Origin of the sequence: Salinibacter ruber DSM 13855 (assembly GCF_000013045.1) — a bacterium.
Taxonomy (GTDB): domain Bacteria; phylum Bacteroidota; class Rhodothermia; order Rhodothermales; family Salinibacteraceae; genus Salinibacter; species Salinibacter ruber.
Map to the genome: position 1 here is coordinate 1,671,998 of NC_007677.1, position 14,487 is coordinate 1,686,484.

The 14,487-nt window shown below is 66.4% G+C and carries 10 protein-coding genes; 1 reads left to right on the plus strand and 9 read right to left on the minus strand.

Annotated elements, in window-relative coordinates; all coding sequences use genetic code 11:
• Window positions 1-72: 72 nt before the first annotated feature.
• The 7 genes from SRU_RS07065 to pyrR form a co-directional block, all read right to left on the minus strand.
• Window positions 73-1,275 carry a cation:proton antiporter gene (locus SRU_RS07065; RefSeq protein ID WP_237702031.1) on the minus strand — a complete coding sequence of 401 codons (1,203 nt, stop codon included), beginning with the start codon at window positions 1,273-1,275 and terminating at the stop codon, window positions 73-75.
• A 125-nt stretch (window positions 1,276-1,400) separates the two neighbouring features.
• Complete coding sequence (locus SRU_RS07070) at window positions 1,401-3,944, minus strand: ABC transporter permease (RefSeq protein WP_011404082.1); 2,544 nt, start codon at window positions 3,942-3,944, stop codon at window positions 1,401-1,403.
• Between the two features lie 94 nt (window positions 3,945-4,038).
• A complete protein-coding gene (locus SRU_RS07075) occupies window positions 4,039-4,755 on the minus strand; it encodes an ABC transporter ATP-binding protein (RefSeq protein ID WP_043552256.1) in 717 nt (238 codons plus the stop codon).
• Window positions 4,756-5,062: 307 nt separating this feature from the next.
• Entirely contained in the window at window positions 5,063-6,439 is a 1,377-nt protein-coding gene (locus SRU_RS07080) for a DUF5723 family protein (protein ID WP_231847431.1), read from the minus strand.
• Between the two features lie 128 nt (window positions 6,440-6,567).
• Window positions 6,568-8,538, minus strand: coding sequence for a hypothetical protein (locus SRU_RS07085; protein WP_162713378.1), 1,971 nt, complete (start codon window positions 8,536-8,538; stop codon window positions 6,568-6,570).
• Window positions 8,539-9,515: 977 nt separating this feature from the next.
• Window positions 9,516-10,484 carry an aspartate carbamoyltransferase catalytic subunit gene (locus tag SRU_RS07090; RefSeq protein WP_011404086.1) on the minus strand — a complete coding sequence of 323 codons (969 nt, stop codon included), beginning with the start codon at window positions 10,482-10,484 and terminating at the stop codon, window positions 9,516-9,518.
• Window positions 10,485-10,539: 55 nt separating this feature from the next.
• A complete protein-coding gene (gene pyrR, locus SRU_RS07095) occupies window positions 10,540-11,154 on the minus strand; it encodes a bifunctional pyr operon transcriptional regulator/uracil phosphoribosyltransferase PyrR (RefSeq protein ID WP_011404087.1) in 615 nt (204 codons plus the stop codon).
• 131 nt (window positions 11,155-11,285) lie between these two features.
• Between pyrR and SRU_RS07100 the strand changes: the two genes are divergently transcribed.
• The gene (locus tag SRU_RS07100) at window positions 11,286-12,218 is read left to right on the plus strand and encodes a DUF58 domain-containing protein (protein WP_011404088.1); all 933 of its coding nucleotides are present in this window, start codon (window positions 11,286-11,288) and stop codon (window positions 12,216-12,218) included.
• Window positions 12,219-12,224: 6 nt separating this feature from the next.
• Here SRU_RS07100 and SRU_RS07105 read toward each other — a convergent pair whose 3' ends face one another.
• Together SRU_RS07105 and SRU_RS07110 are read right to left on the minus strand one after the other, a co-directional pair.
• The gene (locus SRU_RS07105; RefSeq protein WP_112903891.1) at window positions 12,225-12,815 is read right to left on the minus strand and encodes a hypothetical protein; all 591 of its coding nucleotides are present in this window, start codon (window positions 12,813-12,815) and stop codon (window positions 12,225-12,227) included.
• A 145-nt stretch (window positions 12,816-12,960) separates the two neighbouring features.
• On the minus strand, window positions 12,961-14,289 hold the full coding sequence (locus tag SRU_RS07110; protein ID WP_011404090.1) for an AI-2E family transporter: 1,329 nt from the start codon (window positions 14,287-14,289) through the stop codon (window positions 12,961-12,963).
• Window positions 14,290-14,487: the final 198 nt, after the last annotated feature.

The window sequence follows — 14,487 nt, forward strand, 5'->3', positions numbered from 1 at the left end:
GTGTACCTCAACGGTCCGCCCCGGCCCCCGTTCGCCGCTCGGCGAGACCGCGGGGGCTCTCGGCGCGGCCCGCTACGTGGTCGTTACGGGGGGCAGCAACAGCCGCAGGGCCAACGGGACCGTCCCCATCGTCAGGATCACCACGGCCACGACGACCGCGAAGGCGTCCGGGGAGACGACCCCCAGGTCGAGCCCGCGCTGCATGACCAGGAGGGTGATTTCGGAGCGCGGAACGAGGGCCACGGCAAAGGTCAACGCACTGCTGGGCCGCAGTCGGTTCATTACGGGCATGAACGAGCCCAGCCCCTTTCCCACCACCGCAGCCGCAAACAACAACAGAACTGCTCCTAGATTTCCGAACAGAAGAGACAGGTCGAGCGCAAACCCAACGTGGAGGAAGAAAAACGGAATGAACAGGTCGGAAAGCGAGTCGAACGAGGCGTCAATCTTGACGGAGAGTGGATCTCGGCTAAAGATGAGCCCGGCGAAAAAGGCCCCGATGGCGGCCGAGAATCCGAGCAGCGCCGCAAGGCCCGCCCCCACGAGCCCGATGCCGAGGACGCTGATCATCAGGTCGGGCCGGGGCTGAATATCGTGAAGCCAGTGCGTGAGCGGATGCTCCAGGTACTGCGCAAACAGGAGGCCGCCAAGCGCGAGCAGGGCCATTTTTCCGAGGACAAGCCCAAGCGTCAGGGCCATCGGGCCGACAAGGTCGGCCGAAAGGCCGGCTTGGAGCTGTGGCACCAGCGCCGTGAGGAGGGCGAGAAGCACAACGCCCGAGAGGTCGTCGAGCTCCGCCACGTCGAGCATAAGTGCCCCTTTGGCGGAGCCGAGCCGGTCCGTATGCCGCCAGATGCGCACCGACACCCCGATTCCCGTCGCGGTGAGGGCGACGGCGGCAAACAGGCTGGGAAGGAGCGCCCAGTCGAGCAGGAACAGCGCCACGCCAAGCACCGCCCCGAGGCTCAGTGTGATGTTTGCGATCCAGATCCGCGTCGCGCCCGAGAGCCGGCGGAGCAGGTTCTTCGGGGTGCATTCCAACCCGATGCGAAAAAGGAGCGCAACGATCCCGAGTTGGGCCAGGAAGGAGAGCACCTGAGGCCCGTCGACGAACCGAAGGAGGCCCGTTCCCTCGACCAGGCGAAGGGCCATTCCGATAAAGAGGTACCCGAGGAGGTCGGGAAGATTGAGGCGCTCGAGTGCGGCCTTTGTCAGACGTGAAAGAACGATCAGGATGCCGACCAGAAGGGCCCCACGGGCCGCAAGGTCTTCCATTTCGAATGCTGTCATCAATGATCACGCCGTGGACCGCATACCAACGGTTCGCCGGCCCGAGTCGTTGGGTCGGTAGGCCTACAGGGCTGGGGGAGGACGAAGGCGATGCGGTGCGCCGTTCGTCTTCAATCCCCCTGTAGGGCCACCGCCGGGTTCGACCGCGCCATGCGCCACGTCGGGTAGAGGCCCGCCAGGAACGCGGCCACGACCGCCAGCACGAGCGATTGGACCAGGACGTCGGTCGGCACCGTGAGCTGGAGCGTCCACCCGAAGGAGCGCTTGTTGATGACGAAGACCAGCACGTAGGCCAGCACGTAGCCGAGCGGCAGCGACAGGAGGCCGGCGATGGCGCCCATCAGGCTCGACTGGAGCGTCAGGTAGCCGCCCACCTGGGGGGGCGTCATCCCGGTGGCCCGCAGCACGCCCATCTCCCGTCGCCGCTCCAGGGCCAGGGCCATGAGGGCCGTGAGCACCCCGATGAACGCCACGGCAATGGCGAGCAGGCGCAGCACCGTCGTAATGGTAAACGTGCGGTCGAAGACGCGCATCGACGTCTCGCGCAGGGCCCGGTTCGACCGGATGAGCACGTCCTGGAGCCCCGCTACGGAGGCGCGCATGTCCGAAATTAGCGCGTCGACGGAGGTCGTGTCGGCGGCCGCAAACGCCAGGCCGGACACGCCGCGGTCCTCGTAAAACTGCTCGTAGGTCGACCGGCTCATGAGGGCCACCCCGAGGTCGGAGCCGTAGTCGTAGTAGACCCCTTCGACGGCGAATGGCTGCTGGCCTCGATCCGTCTGGAGGCGCAGCGTGTCGCCCACGCCCACGTCATAGCGGTAGCTGTAGGGCTCGGAGACGAGCACGGAGGGCCCCGACCGGACCGCCTCCCACGCCGTCTCGGGAGTGCCGGCCTTGAGCTGGTAGATGTCGGCGGTCTCGGGGCCGGGCTCCACGGCCACGAGGTCCGTGCGCCCCACGCTGGCCCGTACGGTGACGCGGCGGACCGAGTAGGCCCCCTCGACGCCCTCAACGTTTCGCAGGCGACGCGCGACGGTGGAGTCGATCGTGGCGGTGGAGCGGCGGAAGACGAGGCTCGGCGGCTGCACGTAGACGTCGGCCTGCAGCGACTGCTCCAGCCAGCTGGTGACGGTGCCGCGGAAGCTGTCGATCATCACGCCCACGCCCACGGTCGACGCGATGGCGATCGTAAGGGCGGCGATCGCGACGCCGGTGCGACTCAGGTTTGTGACGACGCCGCGGGCCGCCATGCGCCCGATGACGCCGGCCGCCCGCCCGAGCAGGGGGCGCACCCCGTTCGACAGCCCCACTACGGCCCACGGAATCATGAAGGCCGCCCCGACGAGGAGACAAAACAGCGCCCCGTACCCGGCCCAGATGCTCTGTTCGGTGACGAGGAGCAGGAGGCTGCCGGCCGCGGCGACGAGGAGGCCGAACCCGGCCCACCAGGGCGCCCGTCGGCGCAGGGTGCTCTCTCGGGTCGACCGGCGCAGCACGGTGCTCACCGAGGCGGCGGTGGCCTCCTGGGCCGGGGGCAGGGCCGCGACCAGCGTGGTGCCGACCCCCAGGAGTGCCCCCTTCGTCAGCGTCCACGCTGAGACCGACAGCTCGCTCACCTCCACCACGAAATAGAGGTCGTTGATCGTCTGCGCCAGGAGCTGCACCAGGCCGGACGCCAGCACGATGCCGAGCAGAAGCCCAATCCCGCTGCCCACCACGCCCAGCACGGCGGCCTCCCCCAGCACGAGCCGAAAGACCTCCCCGCGCGTCACCCCCAAGGCCCGCAGCCGCCCAATCAGGGCGCGGCGCTGGACGACCGAAAAGGTCATCGTGTTGTAGATGAGAAACGCGCCCACGATGAGGGCCAGCAGGCTTAGCGCCGTCAGGTTGAGGTCGAACGCCTTGGTCATCTGGGCCACGGTCTCCGTCCGGGTGTCCGAGCGCCGCAGCTGGGCCCCGTCCGGGAGGGATTCGCGCACCCGACGGAGGTAGGCCTGCTGGGCCGACCCCGCCGAGGGGGGAAGCAGGTCGATCCGGCTCAACCGGCCGGACTGGTCGAAAAGTCGCTGGGCCGTCGATACGTCCACGACCAGCAAGTTGGCCACTGCCCGGCGGGTTCGTTCGTTCTGCGGCGAGATCAGCCCGCTGAGCACCACCGGGTGGGTCGTGCCCTCAATCCCTACGCGCAGGGTGTCGCCGGACGAGAGCCCAATCGCCTCGGCCGTGGGGGCACTCATGAGGGCCACGTCGTCCGTCATGAAGGTCCCCAGGTCCAGGTCGCTGCCGGGCCCGGTGCCCAGGTAGGGCCGGAAGGGCGCGTCGGCGAGGGGGTCGATCCCGACAATCTGAAACGTGCGGTCCCCTCGTTCGAGGGAGCCGTAGCCCTCCACGATGGGGGCGGACGGACGAATGCCGGCCGCCCGGAGGCGCCGGTACACGTCGTCGTCGAGCGTCCCGCCGGCCCCCACGACCTGGTGCGTCGCGGCGCCGGTGACGGTCTCGGCGGACAGCTCAAACGCCCGGCTCGCGCTTGTATTGGCGAGGTCGATGGCCACCACCACGGCCACCCCAATCGCCACCCCCAGCACCGACAGGCCCATAAGCCACGGGTGGCGGGTGAGGTAGCGCCGGCTGGAGCGGTGCAGAAGTGTCATCGAGGAGCGAGAGGGACGGGTGAGAGAGACAGGAACGAGCGCGGCGCCCTGGGCGGCGCCACGGCGCTCCGTTCACGAATCGCCTGCGTGCGGGCTACGTCCCCGACGTGATGTATTCGGGCACCTCTTCGTGCAGGGAGCCGCCGTGGAGGTGCAGGACCCGGTCGGCCCGGGGAACCACCTCCGGGTCGTGCGTGGCCACGAGGAGGGTGGTATCGGTATCGACCACGAGGTCACTGAGGAGGGTGAGCACCGCCTGTCCCGTGTCGTAGTCCAGGTTGCCCGTCGGTTCGTCGGCGAGAACGAGGAGGGGCTCGTGGGCCAGGGCCCGGGCGACGGCCACCCGCTGCTGCTCCCCGCCGGAGAGGCGGTCGGGGAACTGGTCGGCCCGGTCGGCCAGCCCGACCCGGTCCAGCATCGCCCGGGCCCGGTCCTTCGTGGCCCGGGGGGGCTCGCCGGCCAGCTCGAGGGGCAGCCGCACGTTCTCCCCGACCGTGAGGGTCGAGATCAGGTTGAACGACTGAAACACAAACCCCACGTGAGAGCGGCGAAAGCGTGTGCGTTCTGTCTCGGACTTGCCGGTGAGGTCGGTGTCGCCAATCTGCACGCGGCCGGACGTGGGCTGATCGATGCCGCTGATCAGGTTGAGGAGCGTGCTCTTCCCGGCCCCGCTCCGCCCCATGAGCACCGAGAAGTCGCCCCGTTCCAGACGCAACGAGACCTCCTGAAGCACCGTGCGGTCCTGCTCCCCCTCACGGTAGGTCTTCGTGAGGGCGTCGAGCTGGACGAGGGGCGACGAGGCGTCGGGCATACGGGCGGGCGGCGGTCGGAATGAGGCTTGGCGGCAGGGATGAGACCCAGGGCCAAAAACCCAACGCCGAGGATGGAGGGGGCCGTTCCGAGGGGAGGGCCTCTCTCCAGAATCTTCGCGCCTAACCGCCAACGAGACGAAGTCCAAGGACCTGCGATCTCGACGTCTCCCCGTGAGAGGAGGGCCTGCCCTGGTGCTGTTCGGACCAGATCCGCGGATGCACGTGGGCGAGGCGCCCGCCCGGGTTCAACAGGGCGGCATCAAGTGGAGCACCGACCTTGGGGCACGCGGCGGCATTCCTTAATTCTCAGAACCGGATTGTCGCCAACGAGAGGCTTACCGCGTAGCGTGCGCCGCTGCCGAGCGTCGAGGTGGAGGGCGTGATGCTCGCCCCCAGGTCGAACCGGTAGAACCCAAGATCCAGCCCGAAGCCTCCGGAGAGGGCGACGGCCTGTGTGCCGAAGAACCGGGCACCGGCGCGGATGGGAAAGGCCCCGAGGTGGAGCGTCCCGCCCACGTGGAGGGCCGCCGGACTGGGCACCGCCCCGGCATCTTCATTGAGCCCGATCGATGCGCCCCCGTTCAGGGTGACGAGGCCCTGGTCCCAGGTGCTGTTCACGTGTAGCGTGGTGGGGAGGCCGGTTGAGAACGACGAGCGGTCGCGATTCACGTCCTCGTAGGCGGCATGAGCAAGACTGTCGACCTGGTCTTCGATGTATTCCCCCGTTGCGCCGTCGTACTCGTCATCGATCCGATCCGAGTCCAGCGTCACGCCCTCAAACCGAAAGACATCCTTCACGGGCGTCACCGTCTGGGCGTCTTGGGTCCAGGTGATCCGGCCCAGGTCCGTGATGCTCGCCGAGACGAGCAACCCCGGCCGCACCGTGTAGGTGGCCCCGAGGTCGAGGCCGCCCCCGATCCCCGCGATTCCGGACGATCCCCCCACGACCTCGTCCACCGGGTCGTCGTTGAAGGCGTTGAACGTGTCGAACAAGCCGGTGCTCAACGGGCCCGCCGCCCGGGCCGTGTAGTCGAATCGGTGCACCAGGGAGTCGCCGCTCACGGTTGCCTGCGAGTTGAGCGCGGCGTCCGCGAAGGCCGTCCCGAAAATGACGCGGGGCGAGACGCCCACCGACAGGGGAGCCGATGAGAATCGGTAACTGAACGCCCCCGTAAGGTCGACGGTCGCGTATGCCCGGCTCCGCCCGTCGACCGGCACGGTCCGATCTTCGCCCGTCCCTCGGAGCAGCACGTCAAAAAGCCCCTTGTTGACGGCAGAGGTCTGAACGGTGCGGCCCCGAATGCCGAAGCCGACCGCCCAGGAGCGGTCGCTCGGGCGATGGGTGATCGACAACGGGACCACCTCCAGGTACGTGCTTGCCGTTTGCTGGTCCCCCCCGAACCAGTCGTCGAGGATGGCCTTCTGCTCGTCGTTGGAAAGGGTCGTCTCGTTGTCGTAGAAAAGGGGGTCGATGTGCTCGAACTGGTAGAAGTCGCCCCCGTGGTAGGCCCCCACGCGAAACAGTTGCATCTCGAGGGAATGGTCGTTCGGCCCCACCGTGAGATTGGCGGGGTTGGAGTAGAGCGCGGCCGGGCCCGTGTCGATGACGGACGTGCCCCCGCCGGTGCTCACGGCCTTTACGCTGCGCATGCCGGACTGGCCGTGCACGGCTTTGGGCGCCAAGGCCAGAAGGCCCGAAAGGAAAAGAGCTAGAACCGAGCGGAGAACAAAGGCTTGGGTTGTCATCTTTCCAGCCTGATGAGTCGGGGGAGGAGAAGTGTCGGTGTGGCGATCGGGGAGGCCTCTGAGGCTTATTTGCCGGTTTGAACAGAGGCGTCGGCCTCGAGACGGACGCGATTGAGGGTCAGTTGGTCGTCGGCCCGGAGGCGAGCGGCGGCTTCTGAGCCGCCTCCCGACCCCGCCTGATCCATGTTGAATGCGAGTCGGATCTGATCGCCGTCGGCCAGTGCTTGCAGGCCCTGCTGGGTGCTTCCGAGGGTAAAGACAAAGGTGCCCGACGACGAACTCGCGGCCGCTCCGTCCCCGTTTTTCGCGGCCGGCTGAATTCGAAGGTTCTCGTTGTCAAAGCCATCATTGAACGTCTCAATCACCGAGCCCGCAGCGTCGAAAACGACCATCTTCACGTCCGCCCCGAGGGGCAGGCCGTTCGTGTAGCTAACCTGGAGCTCCGCCGTCGAAATATTGACGTCTTCCTCCGGGTCGGTCAGGTCGTTGAGGTCGGACAGGTCCGCATCGATGGTGTCCCGCACGACAAACCGGTCCTTGATGCGGAGGGGGACGTTGAGCGAAAAGTTCGCGTCGAGCGCGATGGGCTTTCGAACCTGCAGGCCGCCCCCGTCCGTGTTGATCTCGGCCTGTCCCGCCAGGCGGACCTCGGTCGGGAGCGCATTGACGAAGTCCGCTACGTTCGAGTTGTCGCCGTCGACCAGGAGCGGCGTGCGTACCGTCTCGCCGAGCGCGGCCTCTTCGAGCCCAACGCCCAGTTTGATCAGCGACTCATTTTGAAGGGAAACGCCGTTTTCCGTAAACGCAGCCGAAAAGGGAAGGGAGGACACGTTCCGGTCGGCCCCGCGCGACATGTTCTGATCTTCTGTCCCGCGAAGATAGATCTGGTTTGTCTCGTTCGTCCCTTGAATCGCCGCGTACACCTGCGCGTCGGTCGACGCGAGGTTGGCGGTTTCGACCTGGAAGGTTAGGCTCACGTCCGCCAGCTTGAGCCCGTCCACCCGGTCTGTGATGCCCCCAAACCCATCGAAGGCGGCCGTCCGCACCTCGTTGTCGTTGGCAACATTGATGTCCCCGCCGTTCTCATTCGGCGTGACGGCCACCGTGAACGGCTTCGCCGCACCGACGTCGATCTCTCGAATCTCAAAATTGTCGAAGGACGTCGACGCCCCGAAGGAGATCTTATCGTCATCCTTTACCGTCAGGTCGGGGTTCACTTGGCCGCCAATCTTGAACGTGACCGTTCCGTTTTCGTCGATGTTCGGCTTGTCCGGGTATATTCGCGCGCCTTTGAGGTCGATGCGAAAACCGTCTCCCAAGGTGCTTATATCCCGCTCGTACTCTCCATTGCTGCCGCAGGGGCCACTCCCGCAGGGATTCTCGACAAAGTCGACGACGAGCTGGTTGTCCTCGCCGTACGGCTCGACGCGGATGTCGGGGTATGTGAACCGAAGGCTGTCGAAAACCCCCCCTGGTGCGGTCGGGGAACTCGTGATGTTCTGTACCTCAATCGTCGTGGGTCCGAGCTCTACGTAGTTGTTTCGCGACTTTCTGAAGGCAACTCGGCTTCCACGTACCGGGATGTCGGCCGTCGCAGAGACCTGCAGGTCCACGTTGAGATCCTCGATCTGCTTTTCACCTGCGAATGTGAACCCTTCTTTCTTCAGATCGATGAACGTCTCGTCAAGTGTTTTCTGGTCAAAGGTGAGGCTGCCGGTGGCATTGTCCAAGGCCTCGTTCAAATTCCCGATGTCGAAATTGTCGATTTCCTGTACGACCGAGATGTCGTTGTTTGACGACTCGACTTCAAACAGGGAGTCAAAGTCTGATGATGTCGTATCGATCAGGGGGTCGAATTCACTGTTCGGCCCGCCGAGAAACGTGAAGGTTTTTTCCTGCACGAGCGGCGTGCTGATCTCCGTGTCGGTGTTGATGGACGGAGAGGAATTGCCCGTGGGCACGTCGCACCCCACCAGGGTGATGAACGTGAGTGCGGCCACTGTGAGGGGCCACCAGCTAGCCTGAGAAGAAGACATGGCGCAGAACTGGTTGCGGAAAGGAAAGACGGTGTTCACTGAAAGTGGAAGCGGTGGCCTCTCGAGGACGGACCGTCGTCCGCGGTAGGAAAGAGGGAGTGTCCCTCCCAAGCGGCCTCGCCGCGGTCGAAATTCCTGAGGTCAGCCCTCCAGCGCAGCACATTGAGCGGCACTCGCCCTTGAACCCGGCCCACATGATGCTTTGGTCAAGAATCGCGCCAGGTCGGACGTCCCGCCCTCACGCTGCGGTCTGGTTTCTTGAGGGCGATGATACCCGTGCCGGATCTGTAGTTTCTTCGCCCCGCAGTGCGCAATTACGCGGCCTGCGTTCGGCGGACATGGATCTCCATGCCGCACGGGCACGCTCGACGGTCGGGGCGACCGGGCCGTGGTCGTGGACAGGCGTGCCGTCGCCGCCCGTCTGGCCGAGGGGACTTCTCCTGGGAAACCGTCTCGGTTGGCCCCGCAGGCCCGTTCAGGTGTTCTCGACGGTGCTGAAATGACTCGCCTGCCCGCTTCCCCATCGGACGGGCCCGACAGAGAGTGGACATGGCGACGCCCAACTGGGCCCGCTGGAATCGGAAATCATCCAGAGAGCGGGTGGCGGGTCGTGCTTGGCGCCCCGCAACGCCCGTCATCGGCAGGGACTGAGGCAATCGGACCCGGTACGACATCCGCCACGGTTCCGGCTTCCCACACCGTCGTACAGGCCCCCCAGGTGCTCGTCGGATGCAACGCATCCGCGCGCTCGTCTCGTCGGCCGGTCTCTCGTGCAGGGCCCTCGCCCCGGCGCAGCCCGTCGGCCCGGACATCAGTGGACCCTGATTTGTCCCATCGCGGCGGCGACGCCGTCAATGCCGAGCGTTCGTCGATACGATGTGAGTGGGCGGTCGGGGGGGGCTGCCCCGGAGGATGCGCTTGAGACCCTTCTTCGACATCCTCGACATCCGTGGCGGCTCCGTTTGACGGCCGCGGGACTACGCCTCCTCGCGGCGCGGGGCCAGGACGTACAGCACGGCCATCCGCAGGGCGACCCCGTTTGTGACCTGGCTCAGGATGATGGACCGCTCGTGGTCCACGACGGCGTCGGTCAGTTCGATGCCTCGGTTGACCGGTCCCGGGTGCATGATCAGGAGATCGGGGTGGCGGCGCAGGTGGTCGGCCGTGATGCCGAATTGGCGGTGGTACTCCCGCGTGCTGGGGAAGAGGCCTGCGTTCTGTCGCTCCATTTGAATGCGGAGGGCCATGGCGATGTCGCACCCGTCTAGCGCCGCGTCGAGGCGGGTCGTGGTGCGGACGTCCATTGCCGCCTCCATCTCCACGGGCAGCATCGTCTCCGGCCCGCAGAGCGTGACGGTGGCCCCGAGCGTGGTCAGGGCCTGCACGTTGGAGCGGGCGACGCGGCTGTGCGTGATGTCGCCAATGATGGAGACGTTCAGGTCCTCGAACGAGTCGACGTGCGCCCGCATCGTGAGCACGTCGAGCAGCGCCTGGGTGGGGTGGGCGTGGGCCCCGTCGCCGGCGTTCAGAATGACGCTGTCGGTGCAGCGGGCGAGGAAGTGGGGGGCGCCGGGCGACGGGTGGCGGAGCACCACCACGTCCACCTTCATGGCCTCCACGTTGCGGGCCGTGTCCTTCAGCGTCTCGCCCTTCGTAACCGACGAGCTGGCCTTCGAGAGGCTCACGGTCTCGGCGGAGAGGCGGCCGGCGGCGAGGTTGAACGAGAGTTTCGTTCGGGTGGAGGGCTCAAAAAAGAGGCTGGCGACCGAGGTGCCCTGCAGGGTGGGCACCTGACGGATGGGGCGGTCCAGCACCTCCCGAAACTCCTGAGCGGTGTCGAGCAGGTACTGGATCTCGTCGGCCTCGTAGGGGGAGAGGTCCAGCAAGTGCTGGTGGCGCAGCCCGTCCGGGCGATCCAGGGCGGCAGACGATTCGGAGGCAGCCATAGGAGAGGCGGGAGAGGGGATATGGGAATCAGGAAAATCGCGGGAAAGGGCACGCTCAGCGGCCGTCGTCGGCGGACGGGCGGGACGCGGGGGCTTGGACCAGCCACACGCCGTCCTCGTCGTCGACCTCCTCGACGCGCACCCGCACTTCCTCGCCGGGCAGGGTGGGCACCTCCCGCCCCACGATGTCCACCGAGATGGGAAGCTCGCGATGCTGGCGGTCGATAATGGTGAGGAACTGAATGGTGGCGGGGCGGCCCCGGTCCATGAGCGCGTCGAGGGCGGCGCGCCCCGTTCGGCCGGTGAACACCACGTCGTCGACGAGCACGATCTCCCGGTCCGTGACGTCGAACGGGATGCGTGTGGTCTGAATCTCGGGCTGCTCCAGCCGCAGGCGCACATCGTCCCGGTACATGGTCACGTCGAGGAGCCCCAGGGGCAGCTCCAGTCCCGTCTGGGCCTCGATGCGGCGTTGGAGGCGACGCGCGAGGTGGACCCCTCGCGTCTGCATGCCCACGAGGGCAAAGGTGTCGGGGGGAGACGCCGCCGCCTCGGGGGCGAAGCGCTCGATGATCTGCTGGGCCATCCGGTCCAGCGTCCGGCCGAGGTCCTGGGCCGTCATGAGGTGTGCTTTGATGCGGTCGTCGGACGGCATGGGGGCGTCGGGCACGATGAGAGCGGGAAGGCGCTTGGAGGAAATTGGGTCCGTCGCCGTTGGGGCGAATCGCCTCCCTCAAGGAACCGAACAGGCGGCAAACTTTCTAACGGGTCCGGTGCATTTGGGAATTTGCCAGTTTCTTTATGGCCGAATCCAATGCCGCGCGTCGCTACCTCGATCCCGTCGTCGTGTCGCAACTCGAGACCATGGAGCTACGGGCGCGTCTGATCGTGGAGGGGTTCATTACGGGATTGCACCAGAGTCCCTACCACGGCTTCTCGGTCGAGTTTGCCGAACACCGCCCCTACAACCCGGGCGATGAGCTCCGGCACGTCGACTGGAAGGTCTACGCGAAGACCGACCGCTACTACATCAAGCAGTACGAGGAGGAGACCAACCTCCGCAACTACGTCGTCCTCGACACCTCCGCCTCGATGCGCTACGCGGGGGACAGTGAGCTGTCAAAGCTCGACTACGGGTCCTACCTCGCCGCGGGGCTCCACAACCTCATGCTGAAACAGCAGGACGCCACGGGGCTCATCGGGTTCGACGAGTCCGTGCACACGCTCCGGCCCCCGAAGGCGACACAGGGATACCTGCGGCAGTTGCTCGTCACCCTCGAGCAGTTTCGGCAGCGGGATGCGACGGAGCAGCGCACCAACGCGGCCGCCGCGCTCGAAGAGGTGGCCGAACGGGTGGAGCGCCGATCCCTCATCATCGTGATCACGGACCTCTTCGAAAACATCGCGGCCCACGACGACCTTCTGCGGGCGCTGCGGCACCTCCGGCACCGGGGGCACGAGCTAATTGTCTTCCACGTCCTGGAGGGCCAGACCGAGCGGCAATTTCGGTTTCCGGATCGGCCCATGCTGTTTCGGGACGTGGAGACGGGGGAGGAAGTGTCGCTCCAGCCCGCCCAGCTGCGCGACCACTACACGGAGGCGGTGGAGCACTTTACCGAGACGTTTCGCCGCAGCTGCCTGGAGCACGACATCGACTTCGCAGAGCTGGACACGAACGAGGCCTACGACACGGCCCTCATGGCGTACCTCAACAAGCGCTCGCGCCTGGTGTAGTCGCCCTCACGGGCGGGCCGCGGCCTCCGATGCCGAGGCCGTGAGGGCCTCCAGGTGCTCCAGTAGGGCCGCCCGCGCCTCGGGCCCTGGGAGGGCCACAATCACGGGGCCGTCCCCCGTTCGCACGCAGAGCACCTGCTCCGAAACCGCACTGGCAAACACCTGCGTGGCGGCGTAACGGCGGTAGTGACGATGGTAGCGCTGGGCCGAGATGAGACGAACGTCCTGAATGTCGGGGGGCGAGAGGGTGCGCGTCTGGTCCCCTTGGCGAAGGGTGACCGCATCGGGGCGGCACGTCACGCGAACCGCCGGGCGGAAGCCCACGAGCCCAAGCCCGGCCAGGACCAGAACCGATCCCACCTGTGTCTGCCAGAACAGGGGCTCCCACCCCTGAGAAGCGGCAAGGGCCGAGGTCAAGAGCGCCCAGCCCAAATAGTGCGCCATGAGCAGGAGGATGGTGAGGCCCGTCATCGCCACCAGGTAGAGCGCTTCCCCCCGCAGCCGGTCGTTTGTCCAGGCCCGAACCGCGCGGCCGAGGACGGAGGCGCTGGGGCGGTAGGTCCGAGGGGCCTCAAAGGTCCGCGTCACGATGTCCATTGGGGATTGATGGAAGGAAGTCCCTGCTGGAAGGGAGGAGCGGGAGGGGCACAAGGGGCAAGACTGGCCGTCGAGCACAGGCCATTACGCCCAACCACACGAGGGGGAGTGGGTTGCGTAGGGCCCAGCCGAGGGAGGAAATATTTCACGGGGCGCCATATTCGCTGAGGTCAAGCGTCAACTCTTCGCGGAAGGCCCGGTAGCCCGTCATCAGGATTGCGGTCATGGGCACGGCAATCAGAAGGCCGAACACGCCGAGCAGCGTCCCGAAGACGAGCAGGGAGAAGAGCACCAGGAGCGGGTGCAGGCCGACCTGGTAGCTGAGGATGTTTGGGGTCAGCACGCTCTGTTCGAGCAGGCTTTCGCCCAGGAGGACCGCAATGACGATTACGGCCTTGACCCAGCTCCCGAGGATGAGCGCCACCAGGGCGCCCACGACCATCGTGATGAGGGCGCCAATCTGGGGGATCAGATTGAGGAGACCGGCGAGCAGCCCGATCAACAACCAAAATGGGATGTCGAACAGAAACAGGAGCACCGACACGTTGATGGTCGCGATGATGCTGATGAGAAGCTGCCCGCGAAAGTACCGGCCCACGATGCTCCCGGCCTCGACCAGGTAATCGCGCCGCCCGCCCGCCGTGGGAAAAAGGTCGACCAGGCCCGACTGGACCGTCGGGTAGTCCTTCAGGGTGTAAAAGAGGATGACGGGCACCAGGGCGAGGAGCGTGACGACGCCTAGAAAGGACCCCAGGGAGGCCACCAGGTTTTCGGCGGCGCTGGGCAGGCGGCCGGCCTGCTCCTTGATCAGGGCCTGGAGTTGGGCAATCACCTCCTGCTTTTGGAGGAGCCCGGCCCCTTCGAGGGCGTCCAGCACCGTGGAGGCCTCCAGCCAGGCGCGCAGGGTCTGAACGGTCCCCAGCACCCGATCGGAGAGGGCCTGCGCCTGATTGGCGATGTTCGGGGCGAGAATGAGAATGAACAGAACAAAGACGCCCACCACGAGGCTGGTCACCACGAGCGAGGGCAGCCAGCGGGGCACCTGATAGCGCTCCCTGAGCCGCTCGACGAGCGGGTTCAAGAGGTAGGCCAAGAGGTACACGGCCGCAAACGGAACGAGAACGCGGCTGACCTTGTCCAGCGTCCAGAGCAGAAGCAGAAGCCCCCCGGAGAGCAGCAGGGCCCGGACGGCCTTGTGGCCGCGCAGCGGCCAGAGGAGAACGACGCCCGCAAGGCCCACGAGGGCCGGAGACAGAAAGCCGTTCTCCGGCGGGGGCGTGTGCATCTCGTACAACATCACGAGGAAGAGCACGACCCCACCCGCCACGAGCACTGCTTCGAACGCCACCCTGCGAAGCCGTTCCAGCCGAGACGCCGAGGCCGACGATTCAGGCGAGGAGGCGTCCGACGGGTCGAGGGGCACGACCGAATCGGAAGACTCCGATGAGTCGGGCGAGGGGGAGTCGGGGGGCATGGGGCACGAGACGAACTTTGACGGACCTCCTGCTGCAAACTGCTTCTGTCCTGATGGGTTCGGGCCGCCGGTCGTCCTCGTTTGGCGGGGGGCATTGCTGCTCGTGAGAGACCCGGAGCCCGTCCCCCAATCTATGGTTTTGGAGAAAAGAGGAACGCGCCCGACCTCCCGGGCGGGGTCGCAGTACAGATTCCGAAG